Raw genomic sequence first — 23,393 nt, forward strand, 5'->3', positions numbered from 1 at the left:
GTGCAGGCAGGACGCGCCTTAGGGTTCAATTAACCGGCTATGCGCTGCATGCAATGGTGCATTGCAACATCTTCTTTTTGCAACGCACCAATCCTATGTCATGTTCCGTATTGACCAAGGGAGGAAGAACTCGCCGCGACAAATGCGGCACGAAAGGACCCTTGCCATGTTTAACGATCTCGTGACCCGCGCTCGCACCAGCATCGCCAAGCGCAAGCACTACAACCGCCTCGTCGCCGAAATCGACAGCTTCTCCAGCCGTGATCTGGCCGACATGCGCGCCGACCGCTCGGAAATGCTCTACCAGATCCACAAACAGATCTACGGCTGAGCCTGGCTGAGGGAATCCCCCTCACCCGGATTGCCAAAACCGAATTGCAGGGCAATTCGGGGCAATCTGACCTATCCCCCGAGGGGAGAGGAGCTGTCTTGCGCCGACGCCTTCCTCTTCTCCCCCACGGGGAGAAGGTGGCCGCGTAGCGGCCGGATGAGGGGGCGTGGCGCTACCGCCTAATTCGGCGCCGCCAGCGCCTTTTCTATCTGCGGCAGCAACAGATTCCGCGCCGAGTCCGCCGTCAGCGGGCCGACATGCTTGTAGGCGATCCTGCCGTCCTTGCCGACGACGAAGGTCTCCGGCACGCCATAGACGCCCCAGTCGATCGCCGTGCGGCCGGCCTCGTCGACGCCGATCGCCTGGAACGGATTGCCGAGATCGCCGAGAAAGCGGCGGGCGTTTTCCGGCCGGTCCTTATAATTCAGCGCCGCCATAACGAATCTTTTGTCCTGCGCCAGCCCCAGCAGCACCGGGTGCTCCTCGCGGCACGGCGCGCACCACGACGCAAAGACATTGACCAGCGTGACCTTGCCGGCGAAGGCGCTCGAATCGAGCCCGGGCAGGTTCGATCCCTCCAGCGCCGGCAGGTTGGTCGGCGGCGCCGGCAGGCCGATCAGCGCCGAGGGCACTTCCGCGACATCGCGTCCCGACAAAAGCTGCGACAGGAACAGACCGGCGAGCCCGAGAAACACCAGCAGCGGCAAGAACACGAACAGGCGGCGACGGGCCGGCTGGGTTTCCGTCTCCAGGCTCATGGCTTGGCCGCCTTGTCGGAACGGCGGCGCACCCCGGCCGCCTCGAGCTCGGCCAGGTCGCGCTTGCGGGCTCGCCGGTCGAGCAGTATCCAGCCGATCAGCCCGGCCAGCACGATTGCCGTGATGCCGTAGGCCGCGCTGACATAGAGCGCGTGCGCGCTCATGCGCGGCGCTCCATTGCCGCGCCGCCTGCCAACCGGATCCTTCCGCCTCGTTCGACCATGCCTTCCCTTAACCCCGCGCCTTCGCCCGCGCAATTGGCCGCCGCGCCGCAGCCCTCTGGCCGATCAATCCGCGCCATGGCGCAACGCCAGCGCCGCCGCGACCGGCCCCAGCACGGCAAGAAACAGCGTCAGCGCGGCAAGAATGAGGAAAGGCTGCAGGAACGGATCGGGATTGGCCGTGGCGCCATAGCTGGCCGAAACGCCGAAGATCAGCACCGGGATGGTCAACGGCAACACCAGCACCGAAATCAGCAGCCCGCCGCGCGGCAGCGCCACCGCCACCGCGGCGCCCACGGCACCGATAAAGGTGATGGCCGGCGTGCCGACCAGCAAAGTCAGCGCCGTGGCGCCTATGGCCAGCGGCTCCATGTTCATGAACAGGCCGAGCAGGGGTGCCGCGACCACCAGCGGCAGGACGCTCCCGGCCCAATGCGCCAGGCATTTCACCAGCACCGTCAGCGCCAGCATGTGCCGGTCATGGCCCAGCACCAAAAGATCGAGCGAGCCGTCCTCGCGGTCGGCCTGGAACAGCCGGTCGAGCCCGAGCAGGCATGCAAGCAACGCGCCGATCCACAGGATCGCCGGGCCGATGCGGGAAAGCAGCTTGAGGTCCGGCCCGACACCGAACGGGATGGTGGCGATGACCGCCAGGAAGAAGATGACGCCGGTCAGCGCCCCACCGCCGGCGCGGATATTGAGGCGGATGTCGCGGGCAAAGAGGGCTAGCATGATGGGAGACGCCCGCGCCCGGGCACCCCTCTCTGCCCTGCCGGGCATCTTCCCCTCAAGGGGGGAGATTGGCAGCTTATACGCCGCGCCAGCCTGCCAAGGTTGAAGATTGGCGAAAGTCGGGACGACATCTGATCTCCCCCCTTGAGGGGGGTGAGGAGTGGTCCGCGAAGCGGACGGGAAGCCAATTGCTTGGCTTTCCGAACGACGAACGCCCGAAGCGGCAGCGAAGGGCCGGGTCCGGCCGGACAGAGAGGGGCGCCTCGCGCGAACATCAACCGGCCGCCCCCATCACCAGCCCCTGTCCATCAATCCCCAGCGGCAGATGCGTCGCCGCGACGATCATCCCACCTTCCGCGCAATGCCCGCGCATCAGCGCCGCGAACCGTTCCTCCGAAGCCTTGTCCAACCCGGCCGTCGGCTCATCGAGCAGCCACACCGGCCGATGGCTGACCAGCAATTTCGCGATCGCCGCCCGCCGCCTTTGCCCGGTCGAGAGATAGCCGAACGGCAGATGGCCGATGCCATCAAGACCAACCGTTTCCAGCGCCTTTCCGACGCCGAGATGTCCCTCGCCGTTGAAGTCACGCCAGAAGCGCAAATTCTCCGCCACGCTCAACGCCGTCTTCATCGCGTTCTGATGGCCAAGATAGTGACAGGCCGAAGCGACCGACGGGAATTCATCGCCGCCGCCTTCGACCACCACCTTGCCCTCAGCCTTCGGCAGCAGCCCGGCCACCACCCTGAGCAAGGTGGACTTGCCCGAACCGTTCGGCCCGGTGACGACCAGCGCCTGCCCGGCTTCCAACGCAAAGTCGATGCCGGAAAACACCGCCTCGCCGCCGCGCTCGCCGCCCAGATTTTCGGCGATCAGCCGCATCCCTTGCCTGTCCCCGCAACGATGCGGCACGGTCGCTGCCGCATCGCACAAATTTGCTTTGCAACTGTCTAGAACTATTCCAGGAAATTCTCTATATGCGGGTCATCCGTGCCAGCGGTCGGCACGGGAACAGAATTTGCGCCGAACCAGCGCACGCGCCGCCTTGAACGGCTCGGGTTGCTTGGGAGCGGACAGCGGAAATGGCCGTACCCGCACCTTTGCGCGTGATTGCATGCCATCGGAGTCCGTTCCCTTTCAGGCTGAACAGACAAGGACGGATCGCACGTGTCTAAATCCCTCGACAGTTTCAATTGCCGCCGCACGCTGACAGCGGGCGGGGCCGAGTATGTCTATTACGACCTCGTGGAGGCCGAGAAGAACGGCCTCACCGGCATCGCCCAGCTGCCCTATTCGATGAAGGTGCTGCTGGAGAACCTGCTGCGCAACGAGGACGGCCGCTCCGTCACCAAGGAATCGATCCAGGCGGTCGCCGGCTGGCTGACCGACAAGGGCACCGCCGGCGTCGAGATCGCCTATCGCCCGGCCCGCGTGCTGATGCAGGACTTCACCGGCGTTCCGGCCGTCGTCGACCTTGCCGCCATGCGCGACGCCATGGCTTCGCTGGGCGGCGACCCGCAGAAGATCAACCCGCTGGTGCCCGTCGACCTCGTCATCGACCACTCCGTCATCGTCGACGAGTTCGGCACGCCGATGGCCTTCGCCCGCAATGTCGAGCTCGAATATGAGCGCAACGAAGAGCGCTACAAGTTCCTGAAATGGGGCCAGCAGGCGTTCCGCAACTTCCGCGTCGTGCCGCCCGGCACCGGCATCTGCCACCAGGTCAATCTCGAATATCTCGGTCAGGTCGTGTGGACCAACACCGAGGACGGCGAAACCACAGCCTATCCCGACACCTGCGTCGGCACCGATTCGCACACCACCATGATCAATGGCCTTGGCGTGCTCGGCTGGGGCGTCGGCGGCATCGAGGCCGAGGCGGCCATGCTCGGCCAGCCGGTCTCCATGCTTTTGCCCGAGGTCATCGGCTTCCGCCTGACCGGCAAGCTCAAGGAGGGCGTCACCGCCACCGACCTGGTGCTCACCGTCACCCAGATGCTGCGCAAGAAGGGCGTCGTCGGCAAGTTCGTCGAGTTCTTCGGCCCGGGCCTCTCCAACATGACGCTGGCCGACCGCGCCACCATCGGCAACATGGCGCCCGAATATGGCGCCACCTGCGGCTTCTTCCCGGTCGATTCGGAAACCATCCGCTACCTGACCATGTCGGGCCGCGAGGAAAACCGCATCGCGCTGGTCGAGGCCTATTCCAAGGCGCAAGGCATGTGGCGCGAGGCCGGCTCCGCCGATCCGGTCTTCACCGACCTGCTCGAACTCGAATTGAGCAGCGTCGTGCCGTCGATGGCCGGCCCCAAGCGCCCCGAGGGCCGCGTCGCGCTCGAAGGCATCCCGGCCGGCTTCGCCAAGGCGATGGAGACCGAGTACAGGAAGGCGGCCGAAATCTCCAAGCGCTACGCCGTCGAAGGCACCGATCATGATCTCGGCCATGGCGATGTCGTCATCGCCGCCATCACCTCCTGCACCAATACCTCGAACCCCAGCGTGCTGATCGGCGCCGGTCTCCTGGCGCGCAACGCCAATCGTCTCGGCCTCAAGCAGAAGCCCTGGGTGAAGACCTCGCTCGCTCCCGGCAGCCAGGTGGTCGCCGAATATCTGGAGAAGTCGGGCCTGCAGAAGGAACTCGACCAGATCGGCTTCAACCTGGTCGGCTTCGGCTGCACCACCTGCATCGGCAATTCCGGCCCGCTGCCGGCGCCGATCTCCAAGACCATCAACGACAAGGGTCTGATCGCCGCCGCTGTCTTGTCCGGCAACCGCAATTTCGAAGGCCGCGTCTCGCCCGACGTGCAGGCCAACTATCTGGCTTCGCCGCCGCTGGTGGTGGCGCATGCCCTGGCCGGCACGGTGACGAAGGACCTGACCACCGAGCCGCTCGGCGAGGACCGCAACGGCAATCCGGTCTACCTCAAGGATATCTGGCCGAGCTCGGCCGAGATCCAGGAGTTCATCGAGAAGAACGTCACCCGCGAGCTGTTCGCCCGCAAATATGCCGACGTCTTCAAGGGCGACGAGTACTGGCAGAACGTCAAGGCGCCGGAAGGCCAGACCTATGCCTGGGACAACAATTCGACCTATGTGCAGAACCCGCCCTACTTCGCCGGCATGACCACGGGCTTCGGCAAGATCGGCGACATCAAGGGCGCGCGCGTGCTCGGCCTGTTCGGCGACAAGATCACCACCGACCACATCTCGCCGGCGGGTTCGATCAAGGCCGCTTCCCCGGCAGGCAAGTACCTGACCGACCATGGCGTCGGCGTCGCCGACTTCAATCAGTACGGCACAAGGCGCGGCAATCATGAGGTGATGATGCGCGGCACTTTCGCCAACATCCGCATCCGCAACCACATGCTGGGCGAGAACGGTAGGGAAGGCGGCTACACCATCCATTACCCGTCGAAGGAAGAGGAATCGATCTACGACGCGGCGATGGAGTACAAGAAGGAAGGCGTGCCGCTGGTCATCTTCGCCGGTGTCGAATACGGCAACGGCTCGTCGCGCGACTGGGCGGCCAAGGGAACGAACCTGCTCGGCGTCCGCGCCGTCATCGCCCAATCCTTCGAGCGCATCCATCGTTCGAACCTGGTCGGCATGGGCGTCATCCCCTTCGTCTTCGAGGAAGGCACCTCCTGGGCATCCCTCAACCTCAAGGGCGACGAACTGGTCGAGATCGACGGCCTCAGCGCCATCAAGCCGCGCCAGACGATGACCGCCAGGATCACCTATGGCGACGGCACGGTGAAGAACGTGCCGATCGTCTGCCGCATCGATACGCTGGATGAGCTCGACTACTTCAAGAACGGCGGCATTTTGCAGTACGTGCTGCGCGATCTGGCGGCATAAAGATAGGGAGTAGTGAGTAGGAAGTAGTGAATAGGGAAACCAGTCTCACTACTCACTACTCACTACTGCCTGCCCCGCCCGAACCGCGCCGTCGCCGCCAGCAACACCCCCAGCATCAGCCCGTTGAGGAGATGCCACAGGAAATGCGTGCCGAGCGGGAAGCTGGCGCAGACCACCGGGTCGATCATGCGGCAGATGACCGACACGACGAAGATCGCCGACCCAGCCAGATTGTACCAGCCGGCCCGGTTGCCGCTCGCCGCCACCCACACACCGAAGAAGGCCAGCGCCAGGAATGGCGGCAGATAGCCCGTCGTGCCGTTCGACGCCTGGCGCAACCAGTCCGGCACAACGAACGTGATCGCGCCCGCAACGATATAGAAGACGACGAAGATAACGATCGCCTTGCCCCAGTCCAGGCCGAGGAAGCGGCGCAGATTGAACAGCGTATAGGCCAGCGTGAAGCCGGCGATCGGCAGCACGTCGACCCAGACGGTGCCCTTGGTGGCAAAGGTATGGAAGATGGTGGAGCCGATGCCGATCGCCACCACCCACCAGGCCAGAATCTCGGCGAAGGTGCCGGTTTTGCGCCGTCGCACCTCCCGTACGCCCCACAGTCCAGCGGCAATGAAGGCAAGATTCGTCAAAGCATTGACCGGCTCGGACCAAAGTCCAGCGCCGGTGCGCTCGCAATAGAGATCGACGGGAGTGAGGAGAACCTGCCACATGGGGATGATGCCGCCGCTGAATCGAACCACGCCTGGAAATGCAGTGGCTTCTCCTATTGCGGGCTTACCCCTTAGTTGCAACGGTAAAATTTCACCGCAACGTGACTTCCCGTTGACTTCCGGTTCTGCCACATACTTCGACAAAGCAGAACAAAGCCGGCATCACCGGCGGGAATTGGAATGGTCATGGCCTCGCGAAGATTCCTGTGGCTGGCAGCCTTCGCGCTGGCTTTCTCGGCGTTTGCCGGTGCCGGGCATGCGGGCGAGGCCGAACGAATTCAGGCGGACAAGCCGCAGCAGGACAAGCCGCTCGGCGTGGTCGAACTGTTCACCAGCCAGGGCTGCAGCTCCTGCCCGCCTGCGGATGCCTTTTTCGCCGAACTCGCGACAAGGCAAGACCTTGTCACGCTCGCCTATCACGTCGACTATTGGGACTATCTCGGCTGGAAGGACACGCTCGGCCGCAAGGAGAATACCGAGCGGCAATATGACTATATGCGCTATTTCGGCAGCCGTTCGGTCTACACGCCGCAGGCCGTCATTAACGGCCGTGTGCATGTCAACGGCGGCAATCGCGCCGAGGTCGACGGCGCGCTCGCCCGAATGGCCCGAAACGGCGAAGGCATGCGCGTGCCCATCAAGGTCAGCCGCACCAGCGACCGCGTCATCATCGACACCGGCGATGCCGGCGAGGGTCCGAACGATGCCCATGTCGTCATCGTCTATTTCGAGGCGCCGCAGGCCGTCAAAATCGCCCAGGGCGAGAACTCCGGCCGCAAGATGACCTATTGGAACGCGGTCACCGGAATCCAGACCGCCGGCATGTGGCACGGCAAGGCGCAGCGCTTCGAATTGCCGCTGAGCGAGATCACCAAGAAGGGCGGCTGCGCCGTGCTTCTGCAGTCGGTCGGCAAGGATGGCTTGCCGGGTCCGATCCTGGGTGCGGCTTTCATCCACAAACCCTGATCCGGGCCTGCCTCGACCGTAAGCGGCAGCGCTCCGGCGCAGTGACCTGCGGGCGATTTCCGCACGGGTCCCTCAAGCAGTGCTAGTGCCCGGTCAGGCGATCGGCAAAGGCAGCGAGGCGTGAGGTCCGGCCCAAACCGTTCGCTTCACGCCGGTCGGCGATCCGGTAGAGCTGGTACATGGTGTGGACGCCGAGCCAGCGCAGCGGCTCGGGTTCCCATTTCTTGACCGTGCGGTTGACCCACGGCAGCCGGGTCAGCTCGGTGTCACGGCCAAGCACCAGGTCGCGCAAGGTGCGGCCCGACAGGTTGGAACTCGACACCCCGAGCCCGACATAGCCGCCGGCCCAGCCGATGCCGCTCTCACGGTCGAAGCCTGATGTGGTGCACCAGTCGCGCGGCACGCCGAGCGTACCGCACCAGGCATGGTCGAGGCGCACGCCTTTGGTCTGCGGCAGCAGCCGGGTCAGCACCTCGTGCAACTGATCGATCGTCGCCTGCTGGGTCTGGCCCCGCACATCGGTGCGCGAGCCGAAGCGATAGGGAACGCCGCGGCCGCCCATGGCGATGCGGCCTTCGCGCGTGCGCTGCGCGTAGCAATAGGTGTGGGCGGCATCGCCCAGCACCTCGTAGCCGTTCCAGCCGATCTTGTCCCAGAGTTCTTGCGGCAGCTTCTCGGTCACCACGATGGCGCTGTTCAGCGGCAGCCAGAGACGCTCATAGCCGGGAATGCCCGCGGTGAAGCCTTCGGTGGCGCGGACGATCTTTTCGGCCCGCACGATGCCCCTTGACGTGGTGACCTTGCCCTTCTCGATCGCCAGGACCTGCGTCTGCTCATAGATCGGAACGCCGGCGCGCGCCACCGCCGCCGCCAGCCCCTGCACCAGCTTGGCCGGCTGCACGCGCGCGACATTGCGGACCACGAAACCGCCGAGCGCCTTGTCGATGGCGATGCGCTGGCGCGCCTCGCGCGCGTCGAGGAAGGCAAGCCGCTCCGGCGGCATCGCCCACGCCAGCAGTTCGTCGTACTCGGCCCTGGCGCGCTGCAGCTGCGCGGCATTGGTGGCGACGGTCATGTTGTCGACGCGGCGGATATCGGCATCGATGGCTTCGGCCTCTGCCACCGCGATCACTTCGTCGACCGAACCGAACATGGCGCGTTGCATGTCGATCACCGCGCCGCGCGACGACCTCTTAGCGTATTTCTCGCGCGACCAGCTGAACCCACCCGACAGCCAGCCGCCATTGCGGCCCGAGGCGCCGAACCCGGCGAACTCCTTCTCGACGATGACGATGCGCAGCGCAGGCTGCGCCTTCTTCAGGTAATAGGCGGTCCACAGCCCGGTATAGCCGGCGCCGACGATGCAGACATCGGCCTCGATATCGCCAGGCAGAGGCGGGCGATATCGAGGCACGCCGCCTATGTCGGCATACCAGAACGACACGTCGCCATTGTGCTCGGCTTGCATTTTTTCAGATCCGTTTCGAAATCAGGTGAGGGTCAGGTCGGCCTGGTCGTCATCGGCGAGCAGCTTCACGTCGCTGCCGGAGAACAGCAGATCGACCTCATCGCCAATGGCGAAGGACTGCGCCTCGAGCGTCGAGCGCACGATCGCCTTCGAGCCGTCGGCCAGATCGACCTCATATTTCGAACCCGAACCGAGATAGATGGCTTCGCCGATACGCCCGGCGAGCCGATTGCGGCCTTCATCCGCCGCGCCGCGACGGGCGAGCGCCAGCTTTTCCGGCCGCAGCAGCATGACCGGCCGGCCGCCATTGGCGAGACGCCTGGCCGTCACCACTTTCTGGCCTGATATTTCGATCGCCGTTTCGCCTCCGGAGGTGGCAGCGTCGCCGCGCAGCACCGTGGAATCGCCGATGAACTTGCCGACGAACAACGTCGCCGGCTCGTCATAGAGTTCCCGCCCGGTGCCGATCTGTTCGATGCCGCCCCGGTTGAACACGGCGATGCGGTCCGACAGCACCAGCGCCTCTTCCTGGTCGTGCGTGACATAGACGAAGGTGGTGCCGAGCTCGCGGTGGATGCGCTTGATTTCGAGCTGCAGCCATTCACGCAGCTTCTTGTCGAGCGCGCCGAGCGGCTCGTCCATCAACAGCAGCGGCGGATCGAAGACGATGGCGCGCGCCAGCGCCACGCGCTGCTGCTGGCCGCCGGAAAGCTCACTGGGAAACCGATGGCTGAAATCGGCCATCTTGACCATGTCCAGCGCCTGGCGGACACGGCGTTCGCGTTCCGCCCCGGCAATGCCGCGCAGCGCCAGCGGATAGGCGACATTGCGTCCGACCGTCATGTGCGGAAACAGTGCATAGTGCTGGAACACCACGCCGATATTGCGCTTGTGCGCCGGCACGCCGACGACACTCTTTTCCCCGACCAGCAGGCTGCCGCTGGTCACGTCGGTGAAGCCGGCAATGACGTTCAGCGTCGTCGTCTTGCCTGACCCGCTCGGTCCGAGCAGCGTCATGAATTCACCGGGTTCGATCCTGAGCGACACGCCGTCCAGCGCCTTGAAGTTTCCATAGGCCTTGCTGACCTTGGCGAGGTCGATCGCGGCACCCCGATTTTCCGCTCGCGGGTTCATAGGCGTCCTTTCCGCTCGCGGCCGAGAAGCAGCATGCCGCCGCCGATCAGCAGTGTCGTGGCGCAAAACAGGATGGTGCCGACTGCTGCCACCGTCGGGTCGGCGTCGCGCGTGATCGAGGCGAAGATCTGCACCGGCAATGTCTTGAGATAGGGGTTGGTGATGAAGAGCGACACGACGATCTCGTCGAAGGACGTGGCGAAGGCGAACAGCAGGCCCGACAGCATGCCGGGCAGGATCAGAGGCAGCGTCACGGTGCGGAATGTCGTCACCGCGCCGGCGCCCAGGCTTGCCGCCGCCGTCTCCAGCCGCCTGTCGAACACTTCCAGATTGGCAGAGACGGCGATCAGAACGAAGGGCAGCGCCAGTATGGTGTGCGCCAGCACGAAGCCGGTCAGTGTTCCAACCAGATGCGCGTCGAGATAGACGGCATAGATGCCGATCGCCAGCACCACGCCCGGCACCACCATCGGCGTCAGCATCAGCATGCGCAGGACGGTGGCCGGCCGTGCCCGCATCCGGTCGAGGCCGAAGGCCGCCAGCGTGCCCAGCACTGTCGCCAGCACCGCGACGATCGAGGCGACCTTCAGCGAGTTGAGGAAGCTCGACGACCAATCGGGATTGGTGAAGAAATTCTGGTACCACTGCCAGGAAAAACCCTGCGGCGGAAACGCCAGCGACTTGTTTTCGTTGAACGACATCGGGATGACGACGAGCGTCGGCGCGACCAGCCATACCGCCACCAGCACGCAGACCAGGCCGAGAATGACGCGGGTGAGCGGCTTCATCTCCATCAGCGCCGCCCCGCTTCCCGGTAGCGTGAGCGCATCACCGGCGCCGCCAGCGCCAGGAGCACGAAGGTGGCAACCAGCAGCACCACGCCCATGGCGCCGCCCCGGCCCCACTGCAGAAGGCTGAGCACCTGCGTCTGCACCAGCGTCGACAACATGGTCGAGCGCGGCCCGCCGAGCAGCGCCGGGGTGATGTAGAAGCCGAGCGCCAGGATGAAGACGATGATCGCGCCGGCGTACACCCCCGGCAGCGACAGCGGCAGATAAATGGTGAAGAAAGCGCGGGATGGCCGCGCCCCGAGGCTTTGCGCCGCCCGCATCAACCGCAGATCGATGCCTTTCATCACCGAGTAGAGCGGCAGGATCATGAAAGGCAGCAGCACCTGCGCCATGCCGATCACCACGCCGGTCTGGGTGCGGATCAGCCGGACGCCGTCAAAACCGGCCGATCTGAGCAGCGAGTTGATGACGCCGGAATCCTGCAGCAGGATCACCCAGGAGAGCGTGCGCACGACGCCGCTCACCCAGAACGGGATCAGCACGCAGAGCACCAGTGCGAGCCGCACGCGCGGCCCGACGGCGGTCATCAGGTAGGCGTAGGGATAAGCGCAGATGATGCAGACCAGCGTGACCCAGGCCGAAATGACGAAGGTGCGTTGGAGCACCGTCAGATTGACCGGCGTGCCGAAGAACCAGACATAGTTCTGGGCGCCCCATTGCGGCTCCGAAAGGCTGCGCAGGACGATGGTGAGAAGCGGATAGCCGATAACGGCCGCCAGCAGCAGAAGCGCCGGCAGCGTGAGCGCGAACGGCCGCCATGCCCTGCCGGCCCATTTCGGGGCCGAAGGCGTCGTCGGGTCGAGCGCGCTCACCTGGCTTTGCTCCCGCGTGAGCCGGTCAGTTGCCGGCCATCAAGGCGGACCACTTCTCCTGCGCGACCGCGAAGTTCGGCACCCAGAACTTGAAGTTCTGCTTGTAGCCCTGCTTCTGGCGCTCGGGTGAGTTGGTCAGGAAGGCGGAGACGGAAGCGTCGACCTTGGGCTGCGCCTCGCTGTTGATGGGCGTGTAGGACGTCTGTTCCGCCAGGACCTCCTGGGAATGCTTGCCGAGATAGGCATTGATCAGCGCGTAGGACGCGTCCGTATCCTTGACGCCGACCGGGATGGTCATCTGGTCCATCACCACCAGCCAGTCCTGCCAGGCCGGCGTGTATTTGGCGCCGTTCTTGACCGCGGTCATGGCGCGGCCCGTCCACATCATCAGCATGTCGGCTTCACCGGATTCCGCCAGCTGCTGCGATTCGGCACCCGTCTTCCAGAAAATCGTATCGGGGCCGAGCTTGCGCACCACATCGATGGCCTTGTCGATGTCAGCCACGGTCATTGCCTTCGGGTCGCCGCCGGCAACCTTGAACGCCTGTTCCAGCAGGCCGCCGGTCGGGCTGCCGGAGCCATCGATGCCGCGTACGCCGGGGAATTTCTGCGTGTCGAAGAAATCGGCCCAGCTCTTGGGCGGGTTATCCTTGTACTTCTCGGTGTTGTACATCAGCACGACGCCGTAGTTCATCGCCGGCACCGAGCATTCGCCGACCTGGCCTTCCGGGATTTTCGAAACGTCGAGCTTGTTCAGATCCAGCTTCTGGAACAGCTTGCCGCAATAGACATAGGGCGGCAGATCGTCGGTATCGACCACATCCCAGGTCACATTGCCGGACTCGACCTGCGCCTGCAGCTTGGCGATCTCGGTGGGGCCGTCATTGAGCAGCTTGACGCCGGACTTGTCGACGAACTCCTTGAGCGCCGCCGCCTGGCCGTCCTGGTAGATGCCGCCATAAGAGACGAATGTCAGCGTCTTGCCTTTCAGCGAGCCCTCTGCCACCGCGCCCGCCACCGGCTTCGATTGCGCCAGCGCGGCCGTTGCCGTCAGAAGCACGGCGACGCACGCCGCATGTCCAAACTTCAGTCTCATGTCCAATCTCCCATTCCAGAGCCCGCGTTCATTGTCATTCACCCGGATGCGAGCGGTTTCCGGGCCTGTATTGATCGAGTTCGAGAGCGCCGGCGGTGGGCGGGCCGATGATCCACAGCACCTCCGCCGGTGTATCGCCGACATTGACGGTGCGGTGCGGCACCGAAGTCGCGTATTCGACGCTGTCGCCAGCGCACATCACATGGCGCTCGTCGGCAAGCGTCAATTCGACGGTACCCTTCAGCACGATGAACATTTCGTGTTCGCCGCTATGGACATAGGCCTCGTCGCCGGTCGAGCCGCCGACCTCGAAATGTCCGGCATAGACCTCGAACTGATGGATCGGCCGCCGCGACAAAAGCATCTTGCGGCCTTGCATGCCGACTGGAACGACCGGCCGTTCCTCGCGCCGCAGCACCTTGTGCAAGGGACGGCCACCGTCTTCGAACAGGTCGTTGAGGCCAAGGTCCAGAGCGCCGGCGATCTTCAGCAGCGTGCCGGTGTTGGCGCCGCACAGATTGCGTTCGAGCTGGCTGATGAAACTGGCGGTCGTGCCGGTCATGTCGGCGAGCTGGCGCAGCGAGACGCGCCGTGCCGTGCGCAACGCCTTGATGCGGGGGCCGACGCCGCCGGCCTCCGGCGCGGCCGACGCCACGCCATTCAGCTCGTTTACCGCGGAGTTGGACGCTCGTGGCATTGCCGTTCCCGTTTCACTTAACACCTTATTAAGTGACATCGGAAATGGCAAGCGAGGGCAACAGGGACCAAGTCTGCCGCGCTTTGCAACGAAGGGGATCGCTCATTTCGCCGGTCTCTGCCGGGACGTCGATGCCGATTGCGGCGGCTCTGATCCGCTTCAGCGGCTTCAGGCATGAAAAAACCGACGTCAGCTTGCTTCTGACGCCGGTCATTTAGGTTTTGGGATCGTCGCACCTGGCTTTTCCGAGGAAAAGCCGAGGTTGGTTCGATCCGACGCAGACCCGTGGGCGGGGGGCTTGGGGTTTACGAGCCGGTGCCGGACCGAACCGTCTCAGGCAACGCCGGTAAATTCGTCGGACATTGGGGCATGAGCGCGGATAAAAAATGGCGAGATTGTGGCGAAGCATCACCAATTCCAACAGGCCGCGTTACAAAAGTGACTGGACGTGACGGAAACCGCACACCGCCGCCTTCGCTTCGCCGGCTCTTGCAATTGCGCTGCGAAGAGGCCAACTTTGGTTGGCAAAGATTCATTTTGAAGGATCGAGGCATGACCGATGACGGCGGCGGGATGGGGGATGGAGACGCATCCGCGATATTGATCCCGCTCAACGAGGCGCGACGCGAGCGTCTCGACCAGCCGGTGCGCTTCGAGCGGCGCGAGCTTGACCAGATCCTGAGACTTTACGGACGTATGGTCGCCGCCAATGAATGGCGCGACTATGCCATTGATCATCTCACTGACCGCGCTGTGTTTTCCGTCTTCCGACGGGCCAGCGAAATACCGCTGTTCCAGATCGTCAAGGACCCGAAGCTGGCGCGCAAGCAGGGCGCGTTCGCCGTCATCGCGGCGGGCGGACGCATCCTCAAACGCGGCCAGGAGCTCGGCCGGGTGCTTGGTGTGTTCGACGCGAAGCTGAAGGTCGTCCAGGTCTGAGGGGAAATTGGAATTGGGGAATTGAAGAACTGATGAATTGAGGAAAAGGGCGCTAAGCACCTGAAATCTCAATTTTCCTTAGTTCTTCAATTCTCCAGTTCCCCAGTTCTTCAATTCCCCAGCCCGCGAAACTTCCGCTCCGGCAGCGAATCCGGATCCGGCGGCACTGACGCACCGCCATTCAGCGACAGCTGCATGAACACCGTGTCCAGCCAGCGCTCATGCTTGTAGCCGGAGCCCTCGAGGCGTCCGGAATGGCGAAAGCCGAGCTTCTCGTGCAGCTTGACCGACGCGCTGTCGGCGTGGCCATCGCCGATGACCGCGATGATCTGACGGAAACCCGCCGCTTCGGCCGCCGCGATCAGGCCTTGCATCAGTTTCAGCCCGACGCCCTGGCCCTTGGCGTCAGGCGCCACATAGACCGAATCCTCGACGATGAAGCGATAGGCAGGCCGTGGCCGGAACGGCCCGGCATAGGCGTAACCCAGCACGGCGCCATCCTTTTGCGCCACCAGATAGGGAAAACCGCCGCCAGTCAGTGAGGCGAATCGCGTTCCCATTTCGACACGGCCGGGCGGCTCCAGTTCATAGCTTGCCGTGCCATGGGTGACCGCGTCGGCATAGATTTCGGTGATGGTGTCGAGGTCGGCCTCGGTCGCCGCCCGTATTGCAATATTGCTCATTATTTAGGCATGCCCTTTCTGTGCCTCCGATAAGAGCAAAGCCCGGTGCAAAAAGAAAGGGCGGCCGTTGGGCCGCCCTTTCCAAACTCGATGGTCCAGTGAAGTCCGAGGCTAGCCCTTAGCGGCGGTCGCCCATGAACTGCAGCAGGAACATGAACAGGTTGATGAAATCGAGGTAGAGCGACAGCGCGCCCATGATGGCCTTGCGGCCCGCGACATCGGAAGCGTCGCCCTCGAAATACATCTCCTTGATCTTCTGCGTGTCGTAGGCGGTGAGGCCGGCGAACACCAGCACGCCGATCGCCGAGACGGCGAAGGTCAGCGCCGACGACTGCAGGAAGATGTTGATCACCGACGCGATGATGATGCCGAACACGCCCATGATCAGGAACGAGCCCATCGCCGACAGGTCGCGCTTGGTGGTGTAGCCGAACAGCGACAGCGCGCCGAAGGCGGCGGCGGTGGCGAAGAAGGTCTGCGAGATGCTTGCCGTGGTGTAGACCAGGAAGATCGACGACAGCGACAGGCCGACCAGGCCGGCATAGACCCAGAAGGTCGTCTGCGCGGCGGCGACGCTCATCGACTGGATCCTGAACGACAGGAAGAACACGGCGGCCAGCGGCGCCAGCATGACGACCCAGCGCAGCGGCGAACCGAAGATCGCATAGCCGAAGGAGGTCAGCATCTCGCCGCTCGGCAGCGTCGCGACCGCGGAGGCCGGATCGGTGGTGGTGGCCAGCATGATCGTGCCGATGGCGGCAAGACCGGTGATGAGCAGGCCAAGCCCCATCAGATTGTAGACCTTGATCATATAGGCGCGCAGACCCTGATCGATGTCAGCGCGGACGCCGGGCACCGCCGACGTCTGGTAGTTGCGAATGGGATCAGCCATTGGAAATCCTCGTTGCTTCTGCCCCGTCCGGTGTCGGGCCTCTTGCGGACCCAGGCGCCGCTGGCGGGACTCCAGCATGCCTGCGGCGAAATATGATGGTTATTCGCGTCAAGAACAAGACCGTAACCGGATGTAACGGTTCGTGAGAGGCCGAAATGCCGTTTCACCGGGCTTTTGGGACGTCATTCTTACCAAGATTTAACCTGGTGTCGTTGGCGCCGCCGCCGCTAGCTCACAGGTTGCGCAGCACGGGTGCCGCCTTGTGGCCGAGCACCCGCCAGGTGCCGGCAAGGCCGATGCCGACCGTGATGACCAGCGAAAACAGAATGGTCGCCACCGCCACCTCCGGCATGAAATGCGACGGCAGGGTCATGATGCGCGCGACGACGAACCATGCGGCGGCGCTGCCGGCGGCGAGCGCGAAGATCGCGGTGGCAAGCCCGATCAGCATGTATTCCAGCGAGAAGGCCGAGATCAGCGTCATGCGCGTGGCGCCCAGCGTCTTCAGCACCACTGCGTCATGGATGCGCGCCCGGTTGCCGGCTGCAAGCGCGCCGGCAAGCACCAGCACCGAGGCGATCAGCGCAACGCCGGCCGCCGCCCGGATCGCCGTGCCGAGCTGACCGACCAGCCGGTTGACGATGTCGAGCGCATCCTTGACCCGCACTGTCGTCACCGCCGGGAAAGCGCGGGTGACGGCATTGAGGACGCGCGCGTCGTCGGCTGTCGAGGCGTTCCTTTCGGTGAGCGTCGCGATCCAGCCATGCGGGGCGCCGGCAAATGTGTTGGGCGAGAACACCATGACGAAATTGATCCCCATCGTCTCCCATTCGACCTGGCGGAAATTGGCGATCCGGGCGGTGACGTTGCGGCCGAGCACGTTGACGGTGACGGTGTCGCCGAGCTTCAGCCCGATTTCCTTGCCCTCCTTGTCGGAAAACGAAACCAGCGGCTCGCCGGCATAATTGTCGGGCCACCATTTGCCCTCGGTCAGCGTCGCGTTTTCCGGCTGCGTTGTTTCATAGGTCAGGCCGCGGTCGCCCTTCAGCACCCATGCGCCCTCGGCCGGCACCTTGACCTTGTCGACATCGACGCCGTTGAGGGCCATCACCCGGCCGCGCAGCATCGGCACCTTGGCCAGCGCTCCCCGCGGCGCCTCCTTTGCAATCAGCGCGGAGAAGGCATCGACCTCGCTGCCCTGAATGTCGACGAAGAAGAAGTTCGGCGCCCGCTCGGGCAGATTGCCCGAGATCTGGCGCCTGAGATTGCCGTCGATCAGCGCCAGCGTCACCAGCAGCGTCAGTCCGAGCCCCAGCGACAGCACCACCGAGGGCGTCAGCGCGCCGGGCCGGTATATGTTGCCGATGGCGAGCCTGAGCGCCACGAAGCGCACGCGCGGGCTCTTCCTCGCCGCCCACTGCACCAGCGCGCCGACGACACGCAGCACCAGGAAAGCAAAAATAGTGGCGCCGACGAAGATCGAAGCGATGCGCTGGTCGCCCGAAAACAGGATCGCCAGCGCCGCCAGCAACAGCGCGATGCCGAGCGTGCAAACGACATAGACGGGGCGCGGCAGCCCCCGGCCTTCCAGCCCCATTTCTCGAAACAGCGCCGTTGCCGGCACGTCGCGGGCGCGGCCGAGCGGCAGGAGCGCGAAGGCAAGCGTCACCAGCAGGCCGAACAGGGCCGCCATGGCGAGCGCACCGGGGTAGAAGCCGCCTTGCGCCGGCACCGGAATGACGGACTGTAGCGCGGCACTGGCGGCAAACGGCATCAGCGCGCCCAGCACCAGGCCGGCGCCCATGCCGATCAGGGCGATGATCAGGATCTGCACGAGATAGACGGCAAAGACGAAGCCGCCGGAGGCGCCCAGGCTCTTGAAGGTGGCGATGACGCCGCGCTTGCCGTCGAGATAGGCACGCACCGCGTTGGCGACGCCGACCCCGCCGACCACCAGAGCGGTGAGCCCGACCAGCGTCAGGAACTGCGAGAAGCGCTCGATGTTGGAAGACAGCGCCGGCGCAGCGTTGCCGCGCGTGCGGATCGACCAGCCGGCCTCCGGAAAGTCCTTGGCCGCCTGGTCCTGGACGGCCTTCAGCCGCGCCTCGTCGGCACCGGCCGGCAACCGGACCTTGTACGCATTCTCGACCAGGCTGCCCGGCTGGATCAGCCCGGTGGCGGCCAGTCCTTCGGTCGAGATCATCAGCCTTGGCGCGAAGCCGAAACCGTCCGACACGGCATCCGGCTCGGTGACGAGTTTGGCGCGCAACTCGAACGTCGCCGTGCCGAGCTTCAGCCGGTCGCCGATCTTGAGATTCAGCCGGTCGTACAAAAGGTCGGGAGCCGCGGCGCCGAAAACACCGAACTGCCTGCCGAACAGTTCATGCTTGGTCAGCGCCGGTTCGGTCTCCAATGCGCCATAGAGCGGATAGGCCTCGTCCACCGCCTTGGCCTCGACCAGCGCCTGGTTGGATCCGTCGGCGAGGCGGGCCATCGAGCGCATGCCGGCGCTGTGCGAGACGACGCCCAGCCCGTCGAGGAAGCCAAGCTCGGCCGGGCTGGCGTCGCGCTGGTTGATCTGGAAGCGCAGGTCGCCGCCCAGCAGGATCTGGCCCTGGTCGGCGACACCGGCGGTGATGGAGCGGGCGACCGAATTGACGCCGCCTATGGCCGCGACGCCAAGCGCGATGCAGGCGAGGAAGATCAGGAAGCCGGAGAGGCCGCCGCGCATCTCGCGCAGCGAGAACCGGATGGCGAGCTTCAAGGTCCGCGCCATCGGCATCAGGCGGTGACCTTGACCGGCGCCGGCGTTTCGATGCGGCCGGAGCGCATCGAAACCTGGCGCGAGCAGCGCGCCGCGAGCCCCGGATCATGGGTGACCAGCACCAGCGTCATGCCGCGTTCGGCCGCCTTGGCGAACAGGAGATCGGCCACCTGCCGCCCGGTCGCCTGATCGAGATTGCCGGTCGGCTCGTCGGCGATCAGGATGCGCGGCGCCGGCGCCAGCGCCCTCGCGATCGCCACGCGCTGCTGCTCGCCGCCGGAGAGTTCGCCTGGATAATGCGTGACGCGGTCGCTCAAGCCCACCGCCGCCAGTTGCCACTCCGCCACCGAAAACGGATCGGCATGGCCGGCCAGTTCCAGCGGCACTGCGACATTTTCGAGCGCCGTCATGTTAGGGATGAGATGGAAGGACTGGAACACGATGCCAATGTTTCGGCCACGAAACGAAGCAATCTGATCCTCGCTTTTGCCGTTGAGCAGCTCGCCGGCGATTCGTACCGTACCCGAATCGACCCGCTCCAACCCGGCGAGAACCATCAGCAATGTCGACTTGCCGGACCCCGACGGGCCGACGATGCCCGTCGCCTCACCGCGCGCCACTTCGAGGCTGACCCCCTTCAGCACGTGGACCGACGAAGCGCCTTCGCCGAGTGTCAGGGATACGTCTTTCAGCGCGATGACGGCTTCTGTCAAAATGAAAGCGTCCTATATGGGAAGGCAGGCTCTGCCTGTCGCAAGCCGTCGCCGGAAGAATTCACTGTCATATGGGGCTCGCCGCATGTCTTTCAAACCCCGCTTTGCCGCAGGCCTGATCCTTGTCCTCGCCATTTGCGGCGCCATTTCGTCGGCGCGCGCCGAGCCTTTCAAGATCGTCGGCTTCGGTGACAGCCTGATGGCGGGGTTCGGCCTCGGCCCCGGCGAGGGCTTTACCGACAAATTGCAGGCTGCCCTCCGCGCCCGGGGTCACGACGTCACCGTCGCCAATGCCGGCGTCTCCGGCGACACGTCCAGCGGCGGCCTGGCGCGGCTCGACTGGTCGGTGCCCGACGGCACGCAACTGGTCGTCCTCGAACTCGGCGCCAACGACATGCTGCGCGGCATCGCCCCCGACATCACCAGAAAGAACCTGGACGAGATGCTGGGCAAGCTGAAGCAACGCAGGATCGCCGTGCTTCTGGCGGGTATGCGGGCCGCGCCCAATCTCGGCGCCGACTACCAGAAGGCCTTCGACGCCATCTTTCCGGATCTGGCCGGCAAATACGATGTTGCGCTCTATCCGTTCTTCCTCGATGGCGTCGCCGGCCAGCCGGCTTTGCAGCTCGAGGACGGCCTGCATCCGAATGCCGGGGGTGTCGACCTGATGGTCGAGCGCATCCTGCCGACGGTCGAGAAGGCCATCGCGGCGGTGCCTGGAGGTTCATGAGAGCCGGCGGAGCCGCCTTCCCCAAGGGAAACTTTTAGCAAAGCCTGTGACCAATAAACCTCTTGCTCCATTCGACTATCGATGATTCGCTACGGATGACAGTTCGATTCGAGGAAGGGAGGCTCTTCATGCCGCGTCTTTTCACCGCCCTCGAAATTCCGCGTGATGCCGCCCTTTCGCTGTCCCTGCTCCGGGGCGGCCTGCCCGGGGCCCGCTGGATCGATGTCGAAAACTACCATTTGACGCTGCGCTTCATCGGCGATGTCGAGGGCCACGTCGCCGACGAGATCGCCAATGCGCTCGACCGTGTCCATCGCCCCTCCTTTTCGCTGACTCTCTCGGGTGTCGGCGCCTTCGGCCAGAAGAAGCCGCATGCCGTCTGGGCCGGCGTTGCCCCGTCACCCGACCTGACCGCGCTGCAGGGCGAGATCGACCGCATCTGCCAGCGGCTCGGCCTGCCCGCCGACCCCCGCAAGTTCACGCCGCATGTGACGCTGGCGCGGCTGCGCAATTCGAGCCCGCTCGATGTCGCCCAATATCTCTCGGCGCGCGGCAATTTCTCGACGCTGCCCTTCCGCATCGGCCGTTTCGTCCTGATGTCGTCGCGCGATTCGGTCGGCGGCGGCCCCTATATCGTCGAGGAAGCCTGGCCGCTGTCGGGTGTCGATACACGCGCCGTCAGCCGTGCCGCCAGCGCCTCCGACGCCTCGCGGATCATGCGATAGACCGAAGCGAAGGCTTCCTGGTCCTCGTAATAGGGGTCCGGCACGTCGCGCCCCTGTCCTTGCGCGAATTCCAGGAACAGATGGACACGGTCGCGCAATGCCGCCGGCGCCAGCGCCTTCAAGTCGGCGACAACCGACCGGTCCATGCCGAGGATCAGGTCGAAGCGCTGAAAATCCGCCCGCGTGATCCGGCGCGCCCGCTGCCCCGAAATATCGATGCCGTGACGCGTCGCGACCGCGATCGAACGCGGATCCGGGGCGGAGCCGACCTCCCAGCCGCTGGTGGCGGCCGAATCGAGCAGCATGCCCTGCCCGCGCTGCGCCCAGACGGCGCCAAAGACGCCTTCCGCCAATGGCGACCGGCAGATGTTGCCGAGGCAGACGAAAAGAATGGAATTTATGGGCTTTATGCTCATTCGATATGCGCCATTTGTGCATTTGGAACCCCAAAACCGCAAGGCACTTCGGGGCGACTTGCATTATGGTGAGGGTCAAATCCGAGATAGCACGGGAAATCATCATGACGAGAGAAAAACTCAGCAGGGACGCCATCACCGCTGCCCTTGCCGAACTCGGCGACTGGTCGCTGGCCACGGACGGCGCCTCGATCAAGCGCAGCTTTGTTTTCAGGAATTTCTCCGAAGCCTTCGCCTTCATGACCCGCGTCGCGCTCGCCGCCGAAAAGATGGACCATCACCCCGACTGGTCGAATGTCTACAAGACCGTCGACGTGACGCTGAACACCCATGACGCCGGCGGCGTCACCGCGCTCGACATCGAACTGGCCAGGAAGATGAACCGTTTTGCCGGCGGCTGAGACGTGAAGGAGTGTCGAAGCCGGCACCCCACCTTCAGGGCCGTTTGTTAAGAGTCAGCCCAATTGGCCACGATTGGGGCGCATGCGTCGAACTGGAGAGCAGTTCGCGCCGTGGTGGCGTTTTTGAGCCCGCATCTTGCAGCCGGGTCCGGCTTTCACCACATTTTGATCCGCGGGCATGCGCTTGGACGCGCATGGGGTCCGCCAGGAGAGATGAATGGCGCAGGAATCCGGTTTTGACTTCTTCGGCTTTGGCGACAAGCTGGGCGGCGAAGGCGAAGTGCGCGAAAAATTCTGGCGCACGGCCAAGAGGGCCGCGCGGCAGATTCCGTTCATGGAAGACGTCGTCGCCGCCTATTACTGTGCCATGGACAAGAACACGCCGCTGCGTGCCAAGGGCATATTGGTGGCCGCGCTCGGCTATTTCGTGCTGCCGGTGGACCTCATTCCCGACTTCATCTTCGGCCTTGGCTTCACTGACGACATCGCAGTGCTGACCGCCGCGATCACCGCCGTCAGCGCCCATATCACCCCGGCGCACCGGCAGGCCGCCAAGGACGCCATCGCGGATAGATCCTGAGTTCCGCGGCTGAATGCCGCCGCGCCGGCCCGGTCTCTGGACAGGGCCGTTCAGCGACGGACCAAAAGTCAAACTCTTGCCGTTTTCGTGGCCTCCAAGTCGCCGAAGGGACGTCGCGCCAGCCGCTTTCAAGGTGGCGGCGCGGGAATGGCGGCGGTTTCCTGGGGTGAAGGTCCTTTTCTCTTGGGAACTTCACCGTTTGGTAACCCAGATTAAATCAAAATGAAGCGACGGCAGGACGCCATGCGGCCAGCCTCCGCACCATTTGGAATACGGGAAAAACGATGCGCGGATTGATTGCACTAGTTTCGAGCCTGGTCCTGGCGGCCTCGGCAGCGCCGGCCCTGGCGCAGCAGGCCACCAAGATCGGCCAGCACAATGCCTGGGGCACCTACAGCTACCAGGCGTCGGGCGGCAAGGTCTGCTACGTGCTGACCGTGCCGACCGACAAGCAGCCGCCGACGCTCGACCATGGCGACATGTTCTTCTTCGTCAGCCAGCGGCCCGGCCAGCAGGTCTCCTATGAGCCCCAGTTCATCGCCGGCTATAATTTCCAGGAAGGCTCCAAAGCCACCGTCACCATCGACAAGAAGTCGTTCTCGATGTTCACCCGCGGCAAGTCGGCCTGGGTCGAGAACGCCGCCGAGGAACCGGTGCTGATCGCCGCCATGAAGACCGGCTCGGACATGAAGGTCACGGCGAAATCGGGCCGCGGCAACCCGACCTCCTACGTCTTTTCGCTGAAGGGCATTTCGGCGGCGCTGTCCTCGATCGCCAAGTGCAAATAGGCCGGTAGCTCGATTTTGAAGCAAAAGGCCGGGCAATGAACTGACCCCCGAAAGTTGGACGGTTCATTGAGCTGGTAGATTTAAGGGCTGGTTCCTGTATTGCACAGGGGCC

Annotated in this window: 25 protein-coding genes; 9 read left to right on the forward strand and 16 right to left on the reverse strand. The window is 64.4% G+C overall.

The annotated features are described in order from the left end of the window. Nucleotides 1-166: 166 nt before the first annotated feature. Complete coding sequence (locus tag FJ967_RS26800; protein ID WP_140735322.1) at nt 167-331, forward strand: hypothetical protein; 165 nt, start codon at nt 167-169, stop codon at nt 329-331. A 179-nt stretch (nt 332-510) separates the two neighbouring features. Here the strand turns inward: FJ967_RS26800 and FJ967_RS26805 are convergent, their stop codons facing one another. The 4 genes from FJ967_RS26805 to ccmA all read right to left on the reverse strand — a co-directional run bounded on the left by FJ967_RS26805 (nt 511) and on the right by ccmA (nt 2,922). Further along, entirely contained in the window at nt 511-1,089 is a 579-nt protein-coding gene (locus FJ967_RS26805; RefSeq protein WP_140735323.1) for a DsbE family thiol:disulfide interchange protein, read from the reverse strand. Further along, nucleotides 1,086-1,253 carry a heme exporter protein CcmD gene (gene ccmD, locus FJ967_RS26810; protein ID WP_140735324.1) on the reverse strand — a complete coding sequence of 56 codons (168 nt, stop codon included), beginning with the start codon at nt 1,251-1,253 and terminating at the stop codon, nt 1,086-1,088. Before ccmD ends, FJ967_RS26805 begins: the two co-directional genes overlap by 4 nt. 123 nt (nt 1,254-1,376) lie before the next feature. Further along, the gene (ccmB, locus tag FJ967_RS26815) at nt 1,377-2,042 is read right to left on the reverse strand and encodes a heme exporter protein CcmB (protein ID WP_140735325.1); all 666 of its coding nucleotides are present in this window, start codon (nt 2,040-2,042) and stop codon (nt 1,377-1,379) included. A 274-nt stretch (nt 2,043-2,316) separates the two neighbouring features. Next, a complete protein-coding gene (gene ccmA, locus FJ967_RS26820; protein ID WP_140735326.1) occupies nt 2,317-2,922 on the reverse strand; it encodes a heme ABC exporter ATP-binding protein CcmA in 606 nt (201 codons plus the stop codon). A 285-nt stretch (nt 2,923-3,207) separates the two neighbouring features. On the opposite strand from ccmA, the gene acnA reads away from it, so the two are divergent. Next, nucleotides 3,208-5,898 (forward strand): aconitate hydratase AcnA, encoded by a 2,691-nt coding sequence (acnA, locus tag FJ967_RS26825; protein ID WP_140735327.1) that lies wholly within the window; start codon nt 3,208-3,210, stop codon nt 5,896-5,898. A 62-nt stretch (nt 5,899-5,960) separates the two neighbouring features. Here acnA and FJ967_RS26830 read toward each other — a convergent pair whose 3' ends face one another. Further along, nucleotides 5,961-6,626, reverse strand: a complete 666-nt coding sequence (locus FJ967_RS26830; protein WP_140735328.1) for a ceramidase domain-containing protein — start codon at nt 6,624-6,626, stop codon at nt 5,961-5,963. Nucleotides 6,627-6,806: 180 nt separating this feature from the next. Between FJ967_RS26830 and FJ967_RS26835 the strand changes: the two genes are divergently transcribed. Further along, nucleotides 6,807-7,592: a thioredoxin family protein gene (locus tag FJ967_RS26835; RefSeq protein WP_140735329.1), complete on the forward strand. Its 786-nt coding sequence runs from the start codon at nt 6,807-6,809 to the stop codon at nt 7,590-7,592. Between the two features lie 82 nt (nt 7,593-7,674). Here FJ967_RS26835 and FJ967_RS26840 read toward each other — a convergent pair whose 3' ends face one another. Genes FJ967_RS26840 through FJ967_RS26865 form a run of 6 tightly spaced genes read right to left on the reverse strand, consistent with a single transcriptional unit; the run spans nt 7,675 to nt 13,650 of the window. Continuing rightward, nucleotides 7,675-9,060 carry an FAD-binding oxidoreductase gene (locus FJ967_RS26840; RefSeq protein WP_140735330.1) on the reverse strand — a complete coding sequence of 462 codons (1,386 nt, stop codon included), beginning with the start codon at nt 9,058-9,060 and terminating at the stop codon, nt 7,675-7,677. A gap of 21 nt (nt 9,061-9,081) precedes the next feature. Then, on the reverse strand, nt 9,082-10,194 hold the full coding sequence (locus FJ967_RS26845; RefSeq protein ID WP_140735331.1) for an ABC transporter ATP-binding protein: 1,113 nt from the start codon (nt 10,192-10,194) through the stop codon (nt 9,082-9,084). Beyond that, a complete protein-coding gene (locus FJ967_RS26850; protein ID WP_140735332.1) occupies nt 10,191-10,988 on the reverse strand; it encodes an ABC transporter permease in 798 nt (265 codons plus the stop codon). The genes FJ967_RS26845 and FJ967_RS26850 overlap by 4 nt, the downstream gene beginning before the upstream one ends. Then, a complete protein-coding gene (locus tag FJ967_RS26855; RefSeq protein WP_140735333.1) occupies nt 10,988-11,857 on the reverse strand; it encodes an ABC transporter permease in 870 nt (289 codons plus the stop codon). The genes FJ967_RS26850 and FJ967_RS26855 overlap by 1 nt, the downstream gene beginning before the upstream one ends. Nucleotides 11,858-11,882: 25 nt before the next feature. Beyond that, nucleotides 11,883-12,953 carry a PotD/PotF family extracellular solute-binding protein gene (locus tag FJ967_RS26860; RefSeq protein ID WP_140735334.1) on the reverse strand — a complete coding sequence of 357 codons (1,071 nt, stop codon included), beginning with the start codon at nt 12,951-12,953 and terminating at the stop codon, nt 11,883-11,885. Nucleotides 12,954-12,987: 34 nt separating this feature from the next. Then, nucleotides 12,988-13,650, reverse strand: a complete 663-nt coding sequence (locus FJ967_RS26865; RefSeq protein WP_140735335.1) for an XRE family transcriptional regulator — start codon at nt 13,648-13,650, stop codon at nt 12,988-12,990. A gap of 552 nt (nt 13,651-14,202) precedes the next feature. Between FJ967_RS26865 and FJ967_RS26870 the strand changes: the two genes are divergently transcribed. Next, complete coding sequence (locus FJ967_RS26870; protein WP_140735352.1) at nt 14,203-14,589, forward strand: DUF2794 domain-containing protein; 387 nt, start codon at nt 14,203-14,205, stop codon at nt 14,587-14,589. A 110-nt stretch (nt 14,590-14,699) separates the two neighbouring features. On the opposite strand, the gene FJ967_RS26875 is transcribed toward FJ967_RS26870, so the two are convergent. The 4 genes from FJ967_RS26875 to FJ967_RS26890 all read right to left on the reverse strand — a co-directional run bounded on the left by FJ967_RS26875 (nt 14,700) and on the right by FJ967_RS26890 (nt 19,641). Beyond that, nucleotides 14,700-15,272 (reverse strand): GNAT family N-acetyltransferase, encoded by a 573-nt coding sequence (locus FJ967_RS26875; RefSeq protein ID WP_140735336.1) that lies wholly within the window; start codon nt 15,270-15,272, stop codon nt 14,700-14,702. A 118-nt stretch (nt 15,273-15,390) separates the two neighbouring features. Next, nucleotides 15,391-16,164, reverse strand: coding sequence for a Bax inhibitor-1/YccA family protein (locus FJ967_RS26880; protein ID WP_140703759.1), 774 nt, complete (start codon nt 16,162-16,164; stop codon nt 15,391-15,393). A gap of 232 nt (nt 16,165-16,396) precedes the next feature. Further along, on the reverse strand, nt 16,397-18,946 hold the full coding sequence (locus FJ967_RS26885; protein WP_140735337.1) for an ABC transporter permease: 2,550 nt from the start codon (nt 18,944-18,946) through the stop codon (nt 16,397-16,399). Next, nucleotides 18,946-19,641, reverse strand: a complete 696-nt coding sequence (locus FJ967_RS26890) for an ABC transporter ATP-binding protein (protein WP_140735338.1) — start codon at nt 19,639-19,641, stop codon at nt 18,946-18,948. Before FJ967_RS26890 ends, FJ967_RS26885 begins: the two co-directional genes overlap by 1 nt. A gap of 85 nt (nt 19,642-19,726) precedes the next feature. On the opposite strand from FJ967_RS26890, the gene FJ967_RS26895 reads away from it, so the two are divergent. Beyond that, entirely contained in the window at nt 19,727-20,371 is a 645-nt protein-coding gene (locus FJ967_RS26895) for an arylesterase (protein ID WP_140735339.1), read from the forward strand. A gap of 128 nt (nt 20,372-20,499) precedes the next feature. Continuing rightward, nucleotides 20,500-21,096 (forward strand): RNA 2',3'-cyclic phosphodiesterase, encoded by a 597-nt coding sequence (gene thpR / locus FJ967_RS26900; RefSeq protein WP_140735340.1) that lies wholly within the window; start codon nt 20,500-20,502, stop codon nt 21,094-21,096. On the opposite strand, the gene FJ967_RS26905 is transcribed toward thpR, so the two are convergent. Then, nucleotides 21,000-21,512 (reverse strand): low molecular weight protein-tyrosine-phosphatase, encoded by a 513-nt coding sequence (locus FJ967_RS26905; protein ID WP_140735341.1) that lies wholly within the window; start codon nt 21,510-21,512, stop codon nt 21,000-21,002. The genes thpR and FJ967_RS26905 overlap by 97 nt on opposite strands. A 104-nt stretch (nt 21,513-21,616) precedes the next feature. On the opposite strand from FJ967_RS26905, the gene FJ967_RS26910 reads away from it, so the two are divergent. From FJ967_RS26910 to FJ967_RS26920, 3 genes are all read left to right on the forward strand, one after another. Then, a complete protein-coding gene (locus FJ967_RS26910; protein WP_140735342.1) occupies nt 21,617-21,913 on the forward strand; it encodes a 4a-hydroxytetrahydrobiopterin dehydratase in 297 nt (98 codons plus the stop codon). 217 nt (nt 21,914-22,130) lie between these two features. Further along, on the forward strand, nt 22,131-22,493 hold the full coding sequence (locus FJ967_RS26915) for a YkvA family protein (protein WP_140735343.1): 363 nt from the start codon (nt 22,131-22,133) through the stop codon (nt 22,491-22,493). A gap of 284 nt (nt 22,494-22,777) precedes the next feature. Continuing rightward, the gene (locus tag FJ967_RS26920; protein WP_140735344.1) at nt 22,778-23,281 is read left to right on the forward strand and encodes an invasion associated locus B family protein; all 504 of its coding nucleotides are present in this window, start codon (nt 22,778-22,780) and stop codon (nt 23,279-23,281) included. Nucleotides 23,282-23,393: the final 112 nt, after the last annotated feature.

It is taken from the genome of Mesorhizobium sp. B2-3-4 (genome assembly GCF_006442315.1).
GTDB lineage: Bacteria > Pseudomonadota > Alphaproteobacteria > Rhizobiales > Rhizobiaceae > Mesorhizobium.